We start from the raw sequence: 18,733 nt of genomic DNA, 5'->3' as shown, positions 1-18,733 counted from the left end.
ATAAGGCGGGGGCTTTTTATTGCTGGACCCAGAATCAGTCGAGGGTGACGACGGTGCGGTCTTTCTCTGGAACAGCGGTGAATTCAGCCAGAACAGCCTTGAACTCATCACCATCCATGGTTTCCTTGTCGATCAGCAGTTCCACCAGGCGATCCATGGCTTCGCGGTTGGCAGCCACGATCTCCACAGTCTCGTCATAACAGCGCTTCACCATGTTGCGCACTTGAACATCGATCTGTTGGGAGATCGATTCCGACACGTCACTGCGTGACATCAGGTCGCGCCCCAGGAACACTTCCTGACTGCCGCCCTCGAGGGCAACAGGGCCGAGATCACTCATGCCGAGTCGGGTCACCATGTTGCGGGCCATCGACGCCACCTGCTGAATGTCGCCACCGGCTCCGGTGGTAACTTCCTGGTGTCCGAACACCACGTCCTCTGCGGCACGACCACCAAGGGCTCCCATGATGCGTGCCTTGAGCTGGGCACGGGTGACCAGGGTTTGCTCCTCATCCGGGGAGAACCAGGTCAGGCCCTGGGCCTGGCCACGGGGAATCAAGGTGACCTTCTGAACAGGGTCGTGGTCTTTGACCAATGTGCCGATCAGGGCATGACCGACTTCGTGATAAGCGATCAGACGCTTGCTGCGACCGTCTGTGAGGGGACGACCCTCCATACCGGCGATGATCCGATCCACAGCGTCGTCGATCTCGCTCAAGCCGATGGCTTCCTTGCGGCGGCGGGCGGTGAGGATGGCCGCCTCGTTCATCAGGTTGGCCAGGTCTGCACCAGTGAAGCCAGGGGTGCGGCGGGCGATACTTTCGAGGGACAGCTCCTCTTCGAGCTTCTTGTTGCGGCAGTGCACATCGAGGATGGCCAGGCGACCCTTGATGTCGGGGGCGTCCACGGTGACCTGACGGTCAAAACGGCCGGGACGCATCAGAGCTGAGTCCAGAACGTCGGGGCGGTTGGTGGCGGCAATGATGATGATGCCGCTGTTGCCTTCGAAGCCATCCATCTCCGTCAGGAGCTGGTTAAGCGTCTGTTCGCGTTCGTCGTTGCCTCCACCGATGCCGGCACCGCGCTGGCGGCCGACGGCATCAATTTCGTCGATGAAGATCAAGCAAGGGCTGTTTTCCTTGGCCTTCTTGAACAGATCGCGGACGCGGCTGGCACCCACGCCAACGAACATCTCAACGAACTCAGACCCAGAAAGGGAGAAGAAGGGAACGCCCGCTTCACCGGCAATGGCCTTGGCCAGAAGGGTTTTGCCGGTGCCGGGAGGGCCGACCAGCAGAAGGCCGCGGGGAATCTGAGCACCCACTGAGGTGAATCGCTCGGGCTGTTTCAGGAAGGTGACCACTTCCTGGAGTTCCTGCTTGGCCTCGGTGACGCCGGCCACGTCATCGAACATGACACCGGTCTCCGCTTCCATCATGAAGCGGGCTTTACTCTTGCCGAATTGCATGGCCTGGCCAGGGCCGCCAGGCATGTTGCTGTTGCGGCGGGCCAGGAAGATCAGGGCACCGATCAGCAGCAGCGGAAAGGCCAGATTGCCCAGCACGCCGAGGGCCGGAGGTGCTGTGCGGGGCGGATGAATATCAAAGCTGATGCCTTCGGTCTTCAGTGTGTTGATCAGCTCAGGGGCCAGACCAGGAAGGTCAACGCGCAGGCGTTGAACGCGGTTGTCGAGGTCGGGATCGACGGCTTCGATCACAGCGTTGCGGCCACCGTCGTAAATATCAACGGCTGTCACGCGACCGGCCTCGACGTAATCGAGGAAGCGGCCGTAGCTCATCCTTGCCACCGCAGCATTGCGGGGAGCGACGGTGGTGCCATTGCTGTCCTGGCTAAGGCCGTTGATGCCTCCGTTGCTCACCACCTGCCAGCCGATCAGCAACACGACGCCGATTGGCAACAGCCAGAGGGCAAGAAGGCGCCAGCGCTGATTCATGAGCTGAAGAAATTCGTTAACTAGTGTAAAGGAGTTGGACTGATTTCTGAGGCCTGATCAAAGGCTTCTCAGTGCAACAATCGGGTCGAGCTTTGCGGCGCGTCGGGCTGGAACAACTCCGAAGAACAGCCCGATGGATCCTGAGAGTCCAACGGTGACCACCACCATCGTTGCGCCGATCGTTGCTGGCAGGGGCGTGACCGCCGCCACGAGGCTCACTGTTCCAAGACCCGCCAGCGTGCCGATGGCGCCGCCAAGGCTGGCAAGTACCAGGGATTCCACCAGAAACTGCTGCAGAACATCACCGCTGCGGGCCCCCAGGGCTTTGCGCAGACCGATTTCCTCGGTGCGTTCGCTGACGGACACCAACATGATGTTCATGATGCCGATGCCTCCCACCAGCAGGGAGATCCCACCAATGGCCCCGAGCATCAGGGTGAGTCCTCCGGTGATGGTGCCCACGATGGTGAGAGCGTCCTTCTGGGATCGCACCACGAAATCGTCGTCTCGGAGAATCCGGTGCCGCTGCCTCAGCAGGTTGTTGATCTGAAAGCTGGCTGCGTTGATGCTGTTTTCATCCCTGGCTTCAACACTGATGGAGTTGAGGCTGACGCCATAAATCGGATCCCGACCGGTGATCCGGTTCACCATCGTGGTGATGGGGATATATGTGTTTTCGTCCTGGTTGCTGCCGAACACGGCCCCTTTGGGGGCCATCACACCGACCACCTCAAAGCTTTGATTGCCGATGCGCACCTGCTGGCCAATCGCTGAGCCAGTGGGAAACAACTTGGTGCGTAGATCCGAGCCGAGCACGGCGATGGCTTTCGCACCGGCCACGTCCTTGGCGTTGATGAAACGGCCCTTGGCCACATCGAATCCGCGCACAGGGGGGAACTCCGATGTCGCGCCGAAGACCGCACCCGTGGAGCTGCGGGCTCCGGCCTGCACCACCTGATTGGTGTTGATCACGGGCGCCACGCGCTTGACGCTGGGAACCTGGGTGGCGATGGCTTCGGCATCGTCCAGCACGAGCGTTTTCGGTCGCGTAACCCCTTGGCGTCTGGCGTTTGTGTTGCCCGGAACCACAAACAGCACATTGGCTCCGAGGTTGTTCAACTGGCCTTCAGCCAGCAATTGCGCTCCCCGTCCAACCCCAACAAGGGTGATCACCGAGGCGTTGCCGATTACGATGCCCACCATCGTGAGCAGGCTGCGCAGGCGGTTGCTGCGCAGGGTGGACAGGGCCATCCGCACCGTTTCCGTTGCGGGCATGCGCCGGTTCATGGTGTGGGCGTCGCTCAGATCAGTGTCGCTTCAGCATCGTTGCCGACGATGCTCACCTTGACCAGATCTGTGGATCCGGAAACGCCGGTATGCGTGCCTGCGGATTGCACCACGAGATCACCCTCCTTCAGAAGATCGAGCTCCTTGGCTTTGACCATCGCCGCCTGGAAGGTCTGCGTGGTGCGTTCGCCCTGGGGAATCACCAGCGGTGTCACGCCCCACACCAGTTGCAGACGACAGGCAACCGTGCGATCAGGAGTGATGGCAAGGATCGGTGCCGCAGGCCGGAACTTGCTCACGTTGCGAGCTGTGGCCCCACTTCGGGTGAGGGGAAGAATCGCGGAAGCATTGAGCTGGCTGGCGATGGTGCTGACCGCACCGCTCAAGGCGTTGGGAATGGTGCTGGGCAGGTGGCTGTCGATCGAGCGTTGGGGGTAGTCCTTCTCGATCCGTCGGGCAATGGTGGCCATGGTTTGAACGGCCTCCACTGGGAAATCCCCCACCGCGGTCTCGTTGGAGAGCATCACAGCGTCTGTTCCATCAAGGATGGCGTTGGCCACGTCGCTGACTTCGGCTCGTGTGGGCCGGGGGCTGGAGGCCATGGAATCCAGCATCTGGGTGGCCGTGATGATCGGGATGCCCAGGCTGTTGGCCTTGCGGATCAGTTCCTTCTGCAGCAACGGCACTTCCTCGGCCGGCATCTCCACACCAAGGTCACCGCGGGCCACCATCACGCCGTCACAGAGCGGCAGGATCGAATCGATCTGATCGATGGCCTCGAACTTTTCGATCTTCGCCACCACAGGGGTCTCGTGGCCCTGTTCGCGGATCAGTCCGCGAATCTCCTCCATGTCGGAGGGATTGCGCACGAAGCTGAGGGCCACCCAGTCCACCCCCTGGCTGAGGCCAAAGGCCAAGTCGGTCTTGTCCTTGTCCGTGAGGGCGCGAACGGACAACTGAACGTCCGGGAAGTTGACGCCCTTGTTGTTGGAAAGAACACCGCCCACGGTGACGGTGCAATGCAAGGTCTGCTGCGCTTTGTCGACGGTGTCGACCTTCATCTCAACGCGGCCGTCGTCGAGCAGGATCCGGCTTCCTGCGGTGACTTCGTCTGCCAGCTTGTCGTAGGTGACCGTTGCGATCGTCTTGTCGCAGCTCACCGGCCGTGAGGTGAGTGTGAACGGATCACCGTTGGCCAGGGTGATCGGACCCTCAGCGAACCGCCCTAGCCGGATCTTCGGGCCCTGAAGGTCCTGGAGGATGCCGATGGTCTGCCCCAATTCCTCAGACACCTGACGAATCGTGGCGATGCGAGCGGCGTGTTCGCTGTGGTCCCCGTGGGAAAAGTTCAGCCTGAAGGTGGTGGCACCAGCCTTCACCAGCTCCTTGATCCGCTCCGGGCTCTCGGTGGCAGGGCCGATGGTGGCCACGATCTTGGTCCGTCGGTTCAGGTCGAACTGGCCCATATCGCGGCTGAAAATCCCTGCGGAAACTACCATCCGGGCGTTTCCCAACCGGCCCCATGGAGATGAATTCCTATCAGGACGCCGCCCGAAAGACGGCTGCCTACCCGGATGTGGGCCGTAATCCCATCTATCCGACCCTCGGTTTGACCGGTGAAGCCGGCGAGGTGGCCGACAAGGTGAAAAAGGTGATTCGCGACCGTGGCGGTGTGTTTGACGCCGACACCCGCGAAGCGATCAAGTTGGAGCTGGGAGATGTGCTCTGGTACGTGGCTCAGCTGGCCAGCGAACTGGGTTATGACCTGAATCAGGTGGCTGACGCCAACCTGCAGAAACTGTCGAGCCGGGCTGCCCGTGGGCGCATCGGAGGCAGTGGTGACCAACGTTGATCTCCTGATGCTCCGTCGATTTGTTTCCGTCTTGTGCAGCCTGCCCCTGCTGCTGGGGCTGGCACTTCCCTGTGACGCCGCTGAACTGCAGCTCAGTGAGGTTCGCCTGGATCCCTGCGGAGAGCTGGATGCCGGCAATCAACCTGAATTAAGCCGCCCGGTTGGTGCCAGTTGTTATGTGCTGACGGGAGACGTTGAGAACCGCAGCAAGAACAGCGTCATCGACACCGATGTGTATGCACGGATCCTGGATGCCAGCGGTGAACCGGTTCTTCCCAACAGAACCCGGGTGGGATCCATTGGGGATGTGAACCCTGGTCACTCCCCGTTCGCCCTGCGAATCTCAGTTCCGGCCGGAACCCCAGGCCCGCTTGTGATCAAAAATCCCCGTGCCCGTGGATTTAATGCTCCGGTCCGCAGCCGCGTTGATGTTGACGAGGATGACCTACTGCCGTTGGAACGGGGAATCAACCTGCAGTGATTACCCAGACGTGATCACCAGCTGGAACCCGACATGTAGAAGGCGCTGATCGACTGCCCCACAAGGCTCTGCAACAGGTTCAGGGCCAGGAAGGCCAGGATGGCGGAGAGGTCAATGCCCCCCAGCGGTGGGATCAAACCCCTGAAGGCGTTCAGGTAAGGGTCGGTGATCGCACTCACGCTGCTGAGCACCGGATTGCCCCAGTCCAGATTCGGGAACCAGCTCAGTACAACCCGCACGATCAGCACCAAGGAATAGATCTGCAGGGTCTGGGACAGCACCTGCAGCAAGGTGACGGGTAGAGATTCCATGACGGGAGCTGATCTGCTCCGACTTTATGCAGCTTCCGTCAGATCGGTTGCCCCAAGATCAGGAAGCACGGAGAAGGTGCGGTGAAATTTTTCGGTGAGGGTGAGCCAGTAGGACCGCCCCTCGCTCTGACGACGCCGTTCGATGAAGTCCTGCGCCAGAAGTTCCTTGATGTGGTCGTAGGCCCCCGAGCCCCGCAGATCCACAAGATCCGATTGAAGAATGCGTTTCTTCAGGGCAATGGTGGCGAGGGTTCGCAGGGTTGCTGTGGAGAGGTTCACCGGCAGCAGGTCTTTGACCAGATCGCCCATGCCGGCCCGCAGCTGCAGCCCGTAGCGACCGCTCTGTTCAACGACCTCCAGGGCACTGTCCCGCTGGGCGTAGGAGGCCGTCAGGGCGACGAGGGCTTCTTCAACGCTTCGTCGGTCGGCGTCGGCCAGCTCGGCCAGTTCGCCGATGCTGACGGGCCGACCCTTGAGATAAAGAATCGCCTCGAGCCGGGTGGGCAGGGATGGAGACGTCATCACAACCCCTCGAGAGCACTCAAGTTACCGCTCTGAAACTCAGAGGAACAGGCCATAGGCCGGGTTGTTGGTTTCATCCCAGTGGCGATAGCCCAGGGCATTGAGGAATTCGGTCCAGCCCTGCATGTCCTGTTCCGGCACCAGCACGCCAACAACGATGCGCCCCACATCAGCGCCGTGGTTTCTGTAGTGGAAGATGCTGATGCTCCAGCCGGGGTGGAGAGCATCCACGAAGCTCATCAAGGCACCCGGGCGTTCGGGAAATTCGAAGCGATACAGCAGTTCTTTGCATTCGCCGGCACAGGCCGTTCGGGCTGAAGCCGGCAGACGGCCGCCCACCATGTGGCGCAGGTGGACCTTGGCAAATTCGTTGTCGCTGAGATCGAGGCAGGGGAAGCTCCCACGCTCCAGCTGGCCCAGCAGTGATGCACGGTCGTTGTCGTCGCTCACCTGCACACCGATGAAGATCTGCGCCGAGGCGCCATCAGTCATGCGGTAACTGAACTCCGTGAGGCTGCGCTCCCGCAGCAGTTCGCAAAGCCGCCTCAGGCTGCCGGGTGATTCGGGAATCTCCACGGCCAGCATTGCTTCGCGCTCTTCCCCGAGCTCAGCCCGTTCGGCGATGAAACGCAGCCGGTCGAAATTCATGTTGGCCCCGCAGGCCACCGCCACCAGATTGCGCCCCGCCAGCTGGCGCTCGGCCACGTCCTGTTTGAGTCCTGCCACCGCCAGGGCACCGGCGGGCTCCAGGATTGATCGGGTGTCTTCAAAGACGTCCTTGATCGCGGCACAGATGGCATCGGTGTCGACCCGCACCATGCGATCGACGAACTGCTGGGCCAGCGCAAAGGTGTGTTCCCCCACCTTTCTCACGGCGACGCCATCGGCAAACAGCCCCACCTGTTCCAGTTCCACCCGCTGCCCTCGCTCGAGGGAGCGGCTCAGGGCATCGGCATCCACCGGCTCCACACCGATCACCTCCGTTTCCGGCCACAGCCGTTTGACGTAGGCGGCGATGCCCGCGATCAGGCCACCACCACCCACGGCCACATAGATCGCGTTGGGGGCCTGCTCGGCCTGGCGCATGATCTCCATGCCGATCGTTCCCTGGCCTGCGATCACTTCCGGATCGTCGAAGGGGTGAATGAAGGTGAGCCCCTCGGCCTTGCAGCGTCGCTGTGCCTCCGCGGAGCACTCGTCGTAGGTCTCGCCATGGAGAACCACGTCACCACCCAGGGCACGCACGGCCCGCACTTTCACCTCGGGTGTGGTGCTTGGCATCACGATCACGGCCCGACAGCCAAGCCGCTGGGCACTCAGGGCGACGCCCTGGGCATGGTTCCCGGCACTGGAGGCAATCACACCGCGCTTGAGCTCGTCTCTGCTGAGCTGCGCCATGCGGTTGTAGGCGCCGCGCAGCTTGAACGAGAACACCGGTTGGAGATCCTCACGCTTCAGCCAAACCGTGTTATTCAGCCGGCGGCTCAGATTGGGTGCGGGATCCAAAGGGGTTTCCCGCGCCACGTCGTAGACGCGGGCACGCAGGATCCGCTGCAGGTAGTCGGTCATCTCACCATTCTTCCAAGGGTTCGATCCAGACAGGATCCGGGTTGGTTCCCGTAGATTGCACGGATTGGAGTTGGCAGTGCATGCATCTCGGAGATCTGAAGCATCCGAATGAACTGCACGGACTCAGCCCGGCCCAGCTTGAGGACGTGGCTCGGCAGATTCGCGAGCGGCATCTGCAGGTGGTGTCCACCAGCGGTGGTCACCTGGGACCTGGCCTGGGGGTTGTGGAGCTGACCCTGGCGCTGTACCAGACGCTGGATCTCGACCATGACCGTGTGATCTGGGATGTGGGCCATCAGGCCTACCCCCACAAATTGATCACCGGCCGGTTCAACGATTTCGACTCCCTGCGCCAGCAGCACGGGGTGGCGGGTTACCTCAAGCGCACAGAGAGCGATTTCGACCACTTCGGAGCGGGTCATGCCAGCACCTCCATCTCAGCGGCGCTGGGCATGGCCATGGCGCGGGACAACCGGGGCGAGTCGTTCAAATGCGTTGCCGTCATCGGTGATGGAGCCCTGACAGGCGGCATGGCTCTGGAGGCCATCAACCACGCCGGACACCTTCCCAACACCCCGCTCCTGGTGGTGCTGAACGACAACGACATGTCGATCTCTCCGCCGGTTGGTGCGCTCTCAAACGTGCTGAACCGTGCGCGGCTCAGCCCACCGATGCAGTTCCTCTCAGGGAGTGTTGAGGAAAGCGTTCGGCATCTGCCCTTCATGGGTGGTGAGATTCCTGCGGAACTCAACCGCCTCAAGGGCAGCATGCGTCGCCTCGCGGTTCCCAAGGTGGGTGCCGTGTTCGAGGAACTTGGCTTCACCTACATGGGGCCGATCGACGGCCACGACATCGGTGAAATGGTGCGCACCTTCCAGGCGGCTCACCGTGAGGGTGGCCCTGTGCTGGTGCATGTGGTCACTAAAAAGGGCAAGGGCTATCCCTACGCCGAGGCCGATCAGGTGGGCTACCACGCCCAATCAGCTTTTGATCTCGGCACCGGCAAGGCGATTCCGTCTTCCAAACCCAAGCCCCCCAGCTACAGCAAGGTGTTTGGGCAGACCCTGGTCAAGCTCTGTGAGCAGAACAGTCGGGTGATCGGCATCACTGCGGCCATGGCCACTGGTACCGGTCTCGATCTGCTTCAGAAGGCCGTTCCGGACCAGTACGTGGACGTGGGCATCGCTGAGCAACATGCCGTCACCCTGGCGGCAGGCATGGCCTGCGAGGGTTTGCGTCCTGTCGTTGCCATTTACAGCACCTTCCTTCAGCGCGCCTACGACCAGTTGATCCACGACGTGGGCATCCAGAAGCTGCCGGTCACCTTCGTGCTCGATCGTGCCGGCATCGTTGGTGCCGACGGGCCGACCCACCAGGGTCAGTACGACATCAGCTACATGCGGGCCATTCCCAACTTCACGGTGATGGCACCGAAGGATGAGGCTGAGCTGCAGCGCATGCTGGTGACCTGCCTGCAGCACGACGGGCCCACGGCGCTGCGGATTCCGCGGGGCTCCGGGGAAGGCGTGCCCTTGATGGAAGAGGGTTGGGAGTCTCTGCCTATCGGCCGCGGTGAACTGCTGCGGGAAGGCGACGATCTGATGATCGTGGCCTACGGCTCGATGGTGGCTCCGGCCCTCGCCACAGCAACGCTTCTGGAGGAAGCCGGTCTCTCCACCACCGTGATCAACGCCCGCTTCCTGAGGCCCCTGGATCAGGCTCTGATCCATCCCCTGGCACGTCGCATCCCCCGCGTGGTCACCATGGAAGAGGGAGCCCTGCCCGGTGGTTTTGGCGCAGCGGTTCTGGAGTCGTTGATCGATCAGGACATCACCGTGTCGATGTTGCGCATCGGCATCCCCGACCAGCTGGTTGATCACGCCACGCCGCAGCAGAGCAAGGAAGCTCTTGGCCTTACTCCTGCGCAGATGGCTGAACGCATCCTTGAGCGCTTCAGCAACACCTCTGGTGATCTGCCAGCCACTGCTTCGATCAAGGCCCTCCAGGCCTGAAGCTGAGGGCTCGGTGTCCGTTCTGATCGTTGGCGCGGGACCGTCCGGTGCCCGTCTGGCGATTCAACTGGCGCGGGCGGGTGCTGAGGTGACCCTGGTGGATCGCCTGGCTGATCCCCATCGCCATGCCTATTCCAGTGGCGCCCTGCCTCTGGAGGCTGTTCGTCGCTTGGGTCTGCCGGATGACGCCATTGCCGCCACCTGGCAGGGCTGGCAGCTGCACGATCCCTCGGGTCTGGTTCATCAGTGGTGGTCGTCCGGCGATCTGGGGGTGGTGCTCGACTTCGGCCGGCTTCGGTCCTGGCTCTGGGAGGAAGCGCGCCGCCATGGGGTCGAGTTGATCCAGGGCTGCCGGGCCGCGCTGAGCACGCTCACGGCCGATCAAGCCAGCGTGCGGTTGCAGACACGTGATGGGCGTTTGTCATTGCGCTCAGCGCGCTGGCTGATTGATGCCACCGGTGCACGCCGAGATCTGCTGCAGCAGGCCGGCCTCAGCCCTAATCCTGAGGATCCTCTGCTGCAGGGCATCGGCGTTGAGTGGTTGCTGCAGACCGATGACCGTCAGGCGGCTGCCTGGCGGGATCGGATCAGTTTCTTTCTGGGCACCGCCTGGATCCCCCATGGATACGGCTGGATCTTTCCCATGCAGGGGCAACGGCTGAAGGTGGGGGTCTGTCACCTTCCACCGGAGGATCGTCCGAGTCCCGGCAGCCTGGCTGGACCCCTTCAGCGCTTGATTCAACGCTGTGGCTTGAGCGCCTGCCCGGTGCTGGATCGCCATGGCGGGCCGGTCTCCAGCAGCATCGCCCGCTCCGAACCTTTGGTGGCCGGTGCCCTGCTGGCGGTGGGGGATGCGGCCAGTTCCGCCAATCTGCTTGGGGGAGAAGGGATCCGCTATGCGATGGACAGCGCGGATCAACTGGCCGAACTGCTACTCGCTGAAGGGATGTCTGGGGACTCCACGGCTATTGCCCTTCGCTACCAAGAGCAAATCAAGGCCCAACGGAGTTGGCGTTGGTTGGTGTCGGGCCGGCTGGCGCGGCGCACCTGGTGGGGCCTCGACAATCCAAGGGCGGACCGCCGTTTGGAACGTTTGATCCATGGGCTGTCTGCGACCGCAGAAGCCCCCGCTCTCTCAGAGCTGTTGTTCAACTACAACTTCGAGCGTTACGGCCTGCGTCTGCTGCCGTATCTGCTCTGAGCCCAGGGTTGTTTCAGGGAGGAGACTGGCTCCTCCCTCAAGAGATGTGCTTCAGAGCACGCCGCGGGCGGCCAGGCCCTGGATGGCGCCAATGCCGATGATGTGGCCAAGGCTGGTGGTGCCGAGCAGGGCTGCATGACCCATGCCGCCGAAGAAGGAAGCGTTGGGGAGTGCCGCGCCAACGTTGGGGTGCTTGATCGTGGCCTTGCCGACCATGATGGCAACCACATTGCAGAGGATCATCACCAGGGCGACCTTGGGAGACCAGGACACGGAGGCGGGAGCGATCGCGAAAAGGTGGGTCAGCATTCGAGCCAATGAGCGACACCTCATCTTCCGGCGCTAGCGACGCCTTGCCTGCCTCTCTTAAGAGTTGTTCACCCTTTTTTGGGGGTTGGGTACAACAAACCGATCACCAAAACCGTATTGCTGAGGGTGAGAAAGGCTTCTGCCCCACCGTGCAACCAGTCAATCTCCACCAGTTCCGCTGAGCAGCAGCGCAGGGCGGCAATGGCAGCACCAATCGTGACGGCCACAAACAGCAGGGTGAGCTGAAAGCCCCGCTCCGCCATCAGCGGAAGCGCCTCACTTTTCCGCAGCCAGTGCAGAAACAGGAGATAGGGGATCAGCGAGGCGGCGAACAGCGGTGCGGGATCGAAGTTCATGGAGCACTGACTCCGTCCACCTGCCGGCGACGTTGGAGCTGCCAGGCCGCCAAGGCCAGGGTGCAGTTGCCGATCACGGTGAACAGGGCCTGAAGGGTGACCAGCCCCCGCAGCGCTTCGCTGTTGTCAAACAGATGCCAGGTGCAGGCAGCCATGGCACTGACGAGGGCCGGAAGCATGGCCCAGGCCAGGCCCTGCAGCCCACGCCGATGCATCAACACGATCGCCACGCACCACTCCACCACGGAGGCGACATGGATCCACCAGGTTCCGAGCGACAACGCGTGCATGCCCTGAATCCTAGGAATCGGTTGATAATGCCCGGAGTGAACAGGCTGCTGCCCGTGGTCCGCCCCACTGCGCCTGTATTGCTGCTTTGCGGCTACTACGGAGAGCACAACCTCGGCGACGATGCCCTGCTTCAGGTGCTGGTGTCGTCTCTTCCTCAGCCGCAGCAGCTGTTGATCACAGCCCGCGATCCAGCTCCCGTTCTGGCCTTGGCTCCGTCGGCGCAGACGGTGAACCGCCGTTCCCTGCGGCTCTGTCTTCGTGCGGCCCTGAGAGCTGATGTTCTGGTGCTTGGTGGCGGGAGCCTGCTGCAGGACAGCACCAGCTTCAGTAGCCTCGTTTATTACCTGCTGCTGATGACGGTTGCCCGCCTCGGTGGCGCCGAGGTGGTTCTCTGGGGGCAGGGCCTTGGACCCCTGAAGCGTCGGATCAGTCGTCTGCTGGTTCGCACGGTGTTGCCCCTCTGCAAGGCAGCAAGTTGGAGGGATCAGCGCTCCTTTGATTGGGCCCAGCGTTGGGCCCCCAAGCTTCCGATGGTGCTGGCCGCCGATCCGGTCTGGCAGATGCCGGCGCGCCCTTGGCTTGGTGGCGACGCCATCGTGCTCAGCTGGCGTCCCACACCTTTGCTGGATTCCGCGGGCTGGCGTTGCTTGACGGAGGCTTTGGATCGGCTCAGTGCCGACTTGGATGCGCCGGTGATCTGGCTGGCCTTCCACCACCATCAAGATGCACCCCTGTTGCAGCACCTGAGTGATCAAGGTCTGCTGCCGGCGCGATTGAAGGTGCGCAGCTCAACCCTGGTGCCCCAGACCCTGGAGGCTGTGTCCGATCTGGTGCAGCGGGCGCGCCTGGTGCTGCCGATGCGGTTGCATGCCCTGATCCTGGCTCGACTGGCCAACAGCCCCATGGCTGCCCTCAGCTACGACCCGAAGGTGGAGGCTGCAGCGGCCATGGCCACGGTGCCCTGCATCCCTTTGCGGTCGCTTCCCTCTGTGGATGATCTGCTGACGCTTTGGCGGGCCGAAGTGGACCGTCCAGCCAATCCTGATCAGACTGAAGCCCTACGCCGCCAGGCGTCAGCGCACAGCGAGCTTCTCAATCGGATGGCAGCCGATTTGACGGCAGACGACGGCCGCTGACGGCATCGAAGCAATGCTCACAAGTGCTGGGCCAACTGATGCGTGGCTCAGCCCCGATCGCTGTTTCTCCGGGGCAGACCAGCCGCAGGTCGCCGCGATCGCAGCGCACCAGCAGCATCTGGTTGGCTCCAAACCATTCACGGCTGAGGATCGTGCAGGGTGAGCCTGCGGGATCGAGCCTTAGATCGTCCGGTCGGATGCCGGTGATCACTCCATCTCTGGCTGGCAGCAGATTCATCTGCGGGCGGCCGATGAACTGAGCGACGTAGGTGCTGGCCGGTTGCAGGTACAGCTCGCGGGGTGTTCCGATCTGTTCAATCCTTCCCTCGCGCATCACAGCGATGCGATCCGCCAGCGCCATCGCCTCCTGCTGGTCATGGGTGACGTAAACCACAGGCTGCTCACCGCCGATCATCAGGCGGCGCAATTGAGGCCGCAGGTCTTCACGCAACTGGGCATCCAGATTGCTCATCGGCTCATCGAGCAGATAAACGAGGGGGTCCCGCAACAGCGCTCGGGCCAGGGCGACGCGCTGGCGCTGGCCGCCGGACAGTTGTGACGGCCGTTGCCGGGCTTGCCCGCTGAGCTGCAACACCTCCAGCACGCCGCGGATCCGTTCATCGCGGTTGGCGGCGCTGCCGCCCCGCATGCGCAGCCCCAGTTCGAGGTTGTCCCACACATTCAGATGCGGGAACAGGGCATAGCTTTGAAACACCATCCCCACCCTGCGTCGTTCAGCGGGCACGTCGACCATCTCCGCACCATTGATGCGAATCGACCCTTGATCAGGGTGATCGAGCCCGGCGATCAGACGCAGGGCCGTGCTTTTCCCACAGCCGCTGGCCCCAAGCAGAGCGACGCATTCGCCGTTGGCCACATCGAGGTCGAGCTGGTGGAGAACCTGTCGCTCGCCGAAGCGCTTGTTGATGGCCTGAAGTTGCAGTGTCATCCCTTGATGGCTCCGTTGGTGAGTCCACTGACGATCTGGCGCTGAAACACCAGCACCAGCACCAGAAGAGGAATGGCACCGAGCACGGTGGCTGCCGCGTAGGTGCCGTAGGGGACGGAATAGGTGGATGATCCCGCAATGCGGGCCATCGCCACCGGCAATGTGAGCAGATCGCTGCGGCTCAGCCAGGTGAGCGCCACGGGATATTCGTTCCAGGCGAACAGGAACACCAGGATTGCCGTGCTGGCGGAGGCCGGGGCAATCAAGGGGAGCAGCACCCAGCGCAGCCGCTGCCACAACGACAGCCCCTCCAGCTTGGCTGCGTCTTCGAGGTCGTTGGGCAGTGCTTCAAAGGCCGCGGTGAGCAGCAGCAGGGCCAGAGGCATCGACAGAGCGCTGTAGGGAATGGCGATGGCGATCAGGTTGTTGCCGAGGGCAAAGGTGCGGGCCAGTTCGAGCAGCGCCAGAAACAGCAGCACGTAAGGGAACAGAGCGGCGCCCACCACGGCAGTGCGGAGGATTCCTTTCAACCGCTGAGGCAGCTTTGCCAGTCCGTACGCGGCGGGGATGGTCAGCATCAAGGTGAGCAGTGTGGTGAGGGAAGCCACCAAGCTGCTGTTGAGCAGGTAACGCCAGAAGGGCGGATCGGTGCTGAGCAGATCCCGGTAGTTGTTCAGCGTCCAACGGCTCCAGAAGCTCAAATGGTCATTGACCAGAGCATCTGCGGTGGTGAAGGAACTCAGCAGCTGCCACAGCATCGGAGCGAGAGACCAGACCAGCAGCAGAGCAATCCAGAGGGAACGTCGTGTCATCAGTCCACTTGTCATCGATCCACGTGTCATCGATTCACGTGTCATCGGTCGAGGGACCTCAACAGACCGAAGCTCCTCAGCAGCAACGTGCCCCCAAGAATCAGCGCGGTCAGCAACAGAAATCCCGCGAGCATCACCGTGGCGCTGTAGCCGAAATCGAGGAAACGCATGCCGTTGAGGTAGGCATAGAGGGCGATGCTTTCTGTGCTGCCGGCGGGACCGCCACCGGTGAGCACCTGCACCAGATCAAACACCCCGAAAGCCTGGGCCAGACGGAACAGAAGGCTCAGCAGGATGTAGGGGAGCAGCAGCGGCAGGGTGACCCTGCGAAGCGCCTGAAGGGGCGTTCCCCCTTCCAGGCGAAAGGCGCTGTATAGGTCGTCGGGAATGCTCTGTAGTCCCGCCAGAAGAATCAGCGTGATGAAGGGGGTTGTTTTCCAGACATCCGCAAACACGGTCACCAGCCAGGTGATCGATGGGGTGGACAGCAGATCCAGGGAGTTGAGGCCAAGGCTTCGTGCCAGCACCTCAATCGGGCCGTAGGGGGTGTTGAAGATCCAGCGCCAGCCCAGGGCCATCATTGTTGTGGGCAGGGCCCAGGGCAGCAGGGTCAGGGCGCGAACAGCTCCCCTGCCGCGCCAGCGTTGATGCAGCAGCAGCGCAATGGCCAGGGCCAACAGCAACTCCAAACCCACTGAGATCAGGGCGAATCGCGCGGTTTGTCCGGCATCCAGCCAGAAGCGCTGATCGGCCGCCAGTCGCCACCAGTTGGCTCCGCCGTTGGCCACCGGTTCGAGGCCAGTGAGAACGGAATCAGCATGGAAGCTCAGCCAGGCGTAGCGAAGCATCGGCCAGCCGAACACCACCGCGATCAACAGCAGAGCAGGTGCAGCCAGGAGCATCGTCATGGCGTGGCTCCCGCAGCGCGCAACAGAGTCTGGCTCCGCTGCTGACTGGTGGCCATGGCCTCATCGGCGGACCCGGCCGCGGTGAACAAGCCGTTGAGTTCCCGCTGCACCACATCGCTCAGCTGGGCATACAGCGGGGTAGGCGGACGAACCACCGCATGGTTCAAGGCCACCAGCAGATCCGGCAGCACGGGAGAGGCCTTCAGCATCTCGGGGTCGTTGAACAGATCCGCCTGGATCGGGGTGTAGCCGTTGTTGAGAAAACGCTGCCGCTGGGCGTCTTCGCTGGTGAGGTAGCGAATCGCTTCCACCGCTGCTTCCTTGTGCTGCGATTGGTGCATCAGGCTCAGCCCCCAGCTGCCGAGGGTGGCTCCGGGGCGTTCACCCGGTTGGGCCACCATCAGGCTGATGCCGACGTTGCCCTTCACCGCGCTGTCGTCCTTCTGGAGTTCAGCCCAGGCGTAGGGCCAGTTGCGCATCAGAGCGGCATCACCGGCCTTGAAGGCCTGAAGCGACTCCGCCTCGGCGTAATTGGTCACGGCGTAGGGGCTGACGCCTTCGCTGATCAGACCGTTCAACCAGGCTGCTGCCGCCGTTGCCTCAGGCGTATCGAGCTCCATGGCGTTGGTGGTGGTGTCCATCCAGTCACCGCCGAAGCCCTGCAGCACTTCAAGGAAGTCGCAGCTCAATCCTTCGTACTGACGCCCCTGCCAGACAAAACCGTTGGCAACGGCCTGGCTTTCAACGAGGTTTCCGGCAACCTCCACCAGCGCATCAGGCGTTGTTGGTGGCTGCTCCATCAGATCCGTGCGCCAGTAGAGCAGTCCCACATCGGCCACCAGCGGCCAGCGGTAGAGATGGCCGTCGTAGTCATTGCCGAGCCGAGCACCTTGCACCAGCTGCTCCTGGTCGCTCTGACCAAACCAAGGATCCAGGGCTTCCAGCCAGCCGGCGGCGGCATATTTCGGCAACCAGGTGACATCCATCAACAGCGCGTCGAACGGCGCATCACCGAGCAGAAGACTGCTGATCGCCAGGTCTGAAATCGATTCCGTGTTCAACGGACCGCGAATCAACTTGAGATGAATCCGGCCGCGATGCACGCGGTTGAAGGCTTTCACCAGATCGGAACTGGCATCGGTGAAGGAGGAGGGCATGAGGATGCTCACCTCCTCCGCGCGCGAGGAGGCTGACCCAACCAGAACACCCAGGGCCATCACCAGCGCCAAGGCACCGCCCACGAGCCAACGGCGCAGTTTCATTGCGGGGTGGAGGGCGACAGGCCAGACATCTGCTCCTCGGCCCAGTCGCTCACCGTGTAGTTCTCCACGGCATCGGTCATGCGGCTCATGCGGTCGCGCTGCTCGTCTTCATCCATTTCCAGTGCCGATTCGATGGCCTCATCCATGCGGCGATTGGAATAGGGATTGGTGAGCACGGCGCCATCCAGCACAACCGAGGCTCCGGTGAATTCCGAGAGCACAAGAACGCCGCCACGGTTGCGTCGAGCAGCGGCGTACTCCTTGGCCACCAGATTCAGGCCATCCCGCAGCGGTGTGATCCAGCAGACATCGGCATGGCAGAACCAGGCGATCATTTCGTCGTAGGGGATCCGGCGGGTGGAAAAGCGGATGGGCACCCAATCGATTTGGCTGAAGCGGCCGTTGATGCGTCCGGCCATCTCCTCGATTGAGCGTTGGGTGTCTTCGTAGATCTTCATTCCGCTGGCAGCGGCCACACAGGCCAGCATCAGCACAACCTGGCCGTGCAGATCCTTGCGTCGTTCCAACAGCCGTTCAAACGCCAGCAGCAACTCTTCGTTGCCCTTGGTGTAATCCACCCGACTGGCAGAGAGGATTAGTTTTCGGCCTTTTTTGGTGTCTTGAACGATCAATTCGCCATGGCTTTCAACCGACGGGCTCCAGCACAATTCCTGAATCAGATCCGGTGAGGTGCCCACCGGAGAGCTGAGCAGCTGAATGGTGCGACCGTTGTGCTCGAGGTGACTGGTGACCGTGCCTTCCGAAAGGGCGGTTCCCACCTCAATGAATTTCTTGTCCACCGGCACTTTGGGCCCACGTTTGGCCCCCACCAGGGTTGTGGCGGCACGAGCAAAGTTTTCGGTGTAGCGGGGAATATGGAAGCCGACGACATCACAACAGAGCAAACTTTCCAGAATCTGCTCACGCCAGGGAAGGATGGCGAAAACATCATTCCCCGGGAAAGGCGTGTGATGGAAAAAGGCAATCTTCAGGTCTGGACGCTCGGCTCGGATGTATCCGGGAGCCAGCCAAAGGTTGTAGTCATGCACCCACACCGTTGCCCCCTCGGCGGCTTCAGCGCATGCCGCCATGGCAAAACGTTTGTTGACCTCTTCAAAGATCTTCCAGTTCGCGTTGTTGACATTGAAATACGTTGGAAACGTATGAAGAATTGGCCAGAAGCATTCTTTGGATGTGATGTGATAAAAACTGGAGATCTGTTCATCTTCCAGGGGGATTCGGCACAGAGTGAACGGCGAAGGGTGTTCCATCTCAAACCGTTCTGTACCTTCATTCGACTGATCGTCGACCCGTCTCCAGGCAATCCAAGTGCCCTTTTCGCAGCTACGGAAGAGGTTGCGAAGGGTTGGAATAATTCCGTTAGGGCTTTTCTGATCGACCCATATTCTTTTCCCGTTCTTGTCTTTTGATTCGTCGAACGGCGTGCGGTGATAGAGGATTACAAATGAACTCTGACCCGCACCCATTTATTCGAACAACGCTTCGTTCGGTCCACCATTC

Annotated in this window: 19 protein-coding genes; 5 read left to right on the top strand and 14 right to left on the bottom strand. The window is 61.9% G+C overall.

Annotation, left to right across the window (positions count from 1 at the left end; genetic code table 11):
• Nucleotides 1-34: 34 nt before the first annotated feature.
• The 3 genes from ftsH to pyk are packed head-to-tail and all read right to left on the bottom strand — an operon-like array spanning nucleotide 35 to nucleotide 4,707.
• The gene (gene ftsH, locus DXY33_RS09685; protein ID WP_115132685.1) at nucleotides 35-1,954 is read right to left on the bottom strand and encodes an ATP-dependent zinc metalloprotease FtsH; all 1,920 of its coding nucleotides are present in this window, start codon (nucleotides 1,952-1,954) and stop codon (nucleotides 35-37) included.
• 57 nt (nucleotides 1,955-2,011) lie between these two features.
• A complete protein-coding gene (locus tag DXY33_RS09680) occupies nucleotides 2,012-3,241 on the bottom strand; it encodes an ABC transporter permease (RefSeq protein WP_115132684.1) in 1,230 nt (409 codons plus the stop codon).
• Between the two features lie 14 nt (nucleotides 3,242-3,255).
• Nucleotides 3,256-4,707 carry a pyruvate kinase gene (pyk, locus tag DXY33_RS09675; RefSeq protein WP_115132683.1) on the bottom strand — a complete coding sequence of 484 codons (1,452 nt, stop codon included), beginning with the start codon at nucleotides 4,705-4,707 and terminating at the stop codon, nucleotides 3,256-3,258.
• A gap of 56 nt (nucleotides 4,708-4,763) precedes the next feature.
• Here pyk and DXY33_RS09670 point away from each other — a divergent pair, with 56 nt between their 5' ends.
• Both DXY33_RS09670 and DXY33_RS09665 read left to right on the top strand, forming a co-directional pair.
• Nucleotides 4,764-5,093, top strand: coding sequence for a nucleoside triphosphate pyrophosphohydrolase family protein (locus DXY33_RS09670; RefSeq protein WP_115132682.1), 330 nt, complete (start codon nucleotides 4,764-4,766; stop codon nucleotides 5,091-5,093).
• Nucleotides 5,094-5,100: 7 nt separating this feature from the next.
• Nucleotides 5,101-5,574, top strand: a complete 474-nt coding sequence (locus DXY33_RS09665) for a hypothetical protein (RefSeq protein WP_115132827.1) — start codon at nucleotides 5,101-5,103, stop codon at nucleotides 5,572-5,574.
• A gap of 14 nt (nucleotides 5,575-5,588) precedes the next feature.
• On the opposite strand, the gene DXY33_RS09660 is transcribed toward DXY33_RS09665, so the two are convergent.
• Genes DXY33_RS09660 through ilvA form a run of 3 tightly spaced genes read right to left on the bottom strand, consistent with a single transcriptional unit; the run spans nucleotide 5,589 to nucleotide 7,976 of the window.
• Nucleotides 5,589-5,885 carry a YggT family protein gene (locus DXY33_RS09660; protein ID WP_115132681.1) on the bottom strand — a complete coding sequence of 99 codons (297 nt, stop codon included), beginning with the start codon at nucleotides 5,883-5,885 and terminating at the stop codon, nucleotides 5,589-5,591.
• 24 nt (nucleotides 5,886-5,909) lie between these two features.
• Complete coding sequence (gene scpB, locus DXY33_RS09655; RefSeq protein ID WP_115132680.1) at nucleotides 5,910-6,407, bottom strand: SMC-Scp complex subunit ScpB; 498 nt, start codon at nucleotides 6,405-6,407, stop codon at nucleotides 5,910-5,912.
• Nucleotides 6,408-6,446: 39 nt separating this feature from the next.
• A complete protein-coding gene (ilvA, locus tag DXY33_RS09650; protein WP_115132679.1) occupies nucleotides 6,447-7,976 on the bottom strand; it encodes a threonine ammonia-lyase, biosynthetic in 1,530 nt (509 codons plus the stop codon).
• An 80-nt stretch (nucleotides 7,977-8,056) separates the two neighbouring features.
• Between ilvA and dxs the strand changes: the two genes are divergently transcribed.
• Together dxs and DXY33_RS09640 are read left to right on the top strand one after the other, a co-directional pair.
• A complete protein-coding gene (gene dxs / locus DXY33_RS09645; RefSeq protein ID WP_115132678.1) occupies nucleotides 8,057-9,988 on the top strand; it encodes a 1-deoxy-D-xylulose-5-phosphate synthase in 1,932 nt (643 codons plus the stop codon).
• A gap of 13 nt (nucleotides 9,989-10,001) precedes the next feature.
• Nucleotides 10,002-11,189 (top strand): NAD(P)/FAD-dependent oxidoreductase, encoded by a 1,188-nt coding sequence (locus tag DXY33_RS09640; RefSeq protein ID WP_115132826.1) that lies wholly within the window; start codon nucleotides 10,002-10,004, stop codon nucleotides 11,187-11,189.
• A 51-nt stretch (nucleotides 11,190-11,240) separates the two neighbouring features.
• Here the strand turns inward: DXY33_RS09640 and psaK are convergent, their stop codons facing one another.
• From psaK to DXY33_RS09625, 3 genes are all read right to left on the bottom strand, one after another.
• Nucleotides 11,241-11,498, bottom strand: coding sequence for a photosystem I reaction center subunit PsaK (gene psaK / locus DXY33_RS09635; protein WP_041434789.1), 258 nt, complete (start codon nucleotides 11,496-11,498; stop codon nucleotides 11,241-11,243).
• Between the two features lie 68 nt (nucleotides 11,499-11,566).
• Nucleotides 11,567-11,854: a DUF3593 domain-containing protein gene (locus DXY33_RS09630; protein WP_115082329.1), complete on the bottom strand. Its 288-nt coding sequence runs from the start codon at nucleotides 11,852-11,854 to the stop codon at nucleotides 11,567-11,569.
• Nucleotides 11,851-12,144 carry a DUF2499 domain-containing protein gene (locus tag DXY33_RS09625; protein ID WP_115082328.1) on the bottom strand — a complete coding sequence of 98 codons (294 nt, stop codon included), beginning with the start codon at nucleotides 12,142-12,144 and terminating at the stop codon, nucleotides 11,851-11,853. Before DXY33_RS09625 ends, DXY33_RS09630 begins: the two co-directional genes overlap by 4 nt.
• Before the next feature lie 54 nt (nucleotides 12,145-12,198).
• Between DXY33_RS09625 and csaB the strand changes: the two genes are divergently transcribed.
• Nucleotides 12,199-13,281 carry a polysaccharide pyruvyl transferase CsaB gene (csaB, locus tag DXY33_RS09620; RefSeq protein ID WP_115132825.1) on the top strand — a complete coding sequence of 361 codons (1,083 nt, stop codon included), beginning with the start codon at nucleotides 12,199-12,201 and terminating at the stop codon, nucleotides 13,279-13,281.
• Here csaB and DXY33_RS09615 read toward each other — a convergent pair.
• The 5 genes from DXY33_RS09615 to ggpS are packed head-to-tail and all read right to left on the bottom strand — an operon-like array spanning nucleotide 13,238 to nucleotide 18,699.
• Entirely contained in the window at nucleotides 13,238-14,230 is a 993-nt protein-coding gene (locus DXY33_RS09615; RefSeq protein ID WP_115132677.1) for an ABC transporter ATP-binding protein, read from the bottom strand. The genes csaB and DXY33_RS09615 overlap by 44 nt on opposite strands.
• On the bottom strand, nucleotides 14,227-15,042 hold the full coding sequence (locus DXY33_RS09610) for a carbohydrate ABC transporter permease (RefSeq protein WP_115132676.1): 816 nt from the start codon (nucleotides 15,040-15,042) through the stop codon (nucleotides 14,227-14,229). Before DXY33_RS09610 ends, DXY33_RS09615 begins: the two co-directional genes overlap by 4 nt.
• Before the next feature lie 41 nt (nucleotides 15,043-15,083).
• Nucleotides 15,084-15,950: a carbohydrate ABC transporter permease gene (locus DXY33_RS09605; protein WP_115132675.1), complete on the bottom strand. Its 867-nt coding sequence runs from the start codon at nucleotides 15,948-15,950 to the stop codon at nucleotides 15,084-15,086.
• Nucleotides 15,947-17,212: an ABC transporter substrate-binding protein gene (locus DXY33_RS09600; RefSeq protein ID WP_115132674.1), complete on the bottom strand. Its 1,266-nt coding sequence runs from the start codon at nucleotides 17,210-17,212 to the stop codon at nucleotides 15,947-15,949. Before DXY33_RS09600 ends, DXY33_RS09605 begins: the two co-directional genes overlap by 4 nt.
• Nucleotides 17,209-18,699, bottom strand: coding sequence for a glucosylglycerol-phosphate synthase (ggpS, locus tag DXY33_RS09595; protein ID WP_115132673.1), 1,491 nt, complete (start codon nucleotides 18,697-18,699; stop codon nucleotides 17,209-17,211). The genes DXY33_RS09600 and ggpS overlap by 4 nt, the downstream gene beginning before the upstream one ends.
• Nucleotides 18,700-18,733: the final 34 nt, after the last annotated feature.

Origin of the sequence: Synechococcus sp. N26 (genome assembly GCF_900473975.1) — a bacterium.
Taxonomy (GTDB): Bacteria; Cyanobacteriota; Cyanobacteriia; order PCC-6307; family Cyanobiaceae; genus Parasynechococcus.
The sequence above is the reverse complement of the archived record's forward strand: the minus strand, read 5'-3'. Positions and strand labels throughout refer to the sequence as shown.

What these genes read in the sequence shown, in the direction of transcription:
- scpB (WP_115132680.1), bottom strand. Translation starts at nt 6,407, where the DNA reads ATGACGTCTCCATCCCTGCCCACCCGGCTCGAGGCGATTCTTTATCTC.
- DXY33_RS09610 (WP_115132676.1), bottom strand. Translation starts at nt 15,042, where the DNA reads ATGACACGACGTTCCCTCTGGATTGCTCTGCTGCTGGTCTGGTCTCTC.
- DXY33_RS09630 (WP_115082329.1), bottom strand. Translation starts at nt 11,854, where the DNA reads ATGAACTTCGATCCCGCACCGCTGTTCGCCGCCTCGCTGATCCCCTAT.
- psaK (WP_041434789.1), bottom strand. Translation starts at nt 11,498, where the DNA reads ATGCTGACCCACCTTTTCGCGATCGCTCCCGCCTCCGTGTCCTGGTCT.
- DXY33_RS09680 (WP_115132684.1), bottom strand. Translation starts at nt 3,241, where the DNA reads ATGAACCGGCGCATGCCCGCAACGGAAACGGTGCGGATGGCCCTGTCC.
- DXY33_RS09615 (WP_115132677.1), bottom strand. Translation starts at nt 14,230, where the DNA reads ATGACACTGCAACTTCAGGCCATCAACAAGCGCTTCGGCGAGCGACAG.
- DXY33_RS09625 (WP_115082328.1), bottom strand. Translation starts at nt 12,144, where the DNA reads ATGCACGCGTTGTCGCTCGGAACCTGGTGGATCCATGTCGCCTCCGTG.
- dxs (WP_115132678.1), top strand. Translation starts at nt 8,057, where the DNA reads ATGCATCTCGGAGATCTGAAGCATCCGAATGAACTGCACGGACTCAGC.
- DXY33_RS09660 (WP_115132681.1), bottom strand. Translation starts at nt 5,885, where the DNA reads ATGGAATCTCTACCCGTCACCTTGCTGCAGGTGCTGTCCCAGACCCTG.
- ilvA (WP_115132679.1), bottom strand. Translation starts at nt 7,976, where the DNA reads ATGACCGACTACCTGCAGCGGATCCTGCGTGCCCGCGTCTACGACGTG.
- DXY33_RS09605 (WP_115132675.1), bottom strand. Translation starts at nt 15,950, where the DNA reads ATGACGATGCTCCTGGCTGCACCTGCTCTGCTGTTGATCGCGGTGGTG.
- ftsH (WP_115132685.1), bottom strand. Translation starts at nt 1,954, where the DNA reads ATGAATCAGCGCTGGCGCCTTCTTGCCCTCTGGCTGTTGCCAATCGGC.
- DXY33_RS09670 (WP_115132682.1), top strand. Translation starts at nt 4,764, where the DNA reads ATGGAGATGAATTCCTATCAGGACGCCGCCCGAAAGACGGCTGCCTAC.
- pyk (WP_115132683.1), bottom strand. Translation starts at nt 4,707, where the DNA reads ATGGGCCAGTTCGACCTGAACCGACGGACCAAGATCGTGGCCACCATC.
- ggpS (WP_115132673.1), bottom strand. Translation starts at nt 18,699, where the DNA reads ATGGGTGCGGGTCAGAGTTCATTTGTAATCCTCTATCACCGCACGCCG.
- DXY33_RS09600 (WP_115132674.1), bottom strand. Translation starts at nt 17,212, where the DNA reads ATGAAACTGCGCCGTTGGCTCGTGGGCGGTGCCTTGGCGCTGGTGATG.
- DXY33_RS09665 (WP_115132827.1), top strand. Translation starts at nt 5,101, where the DNA reads ATGCTCCGTCGATTTGTTTCCGTCTTGTGCAGCCTGCCCCTGCTGCTG.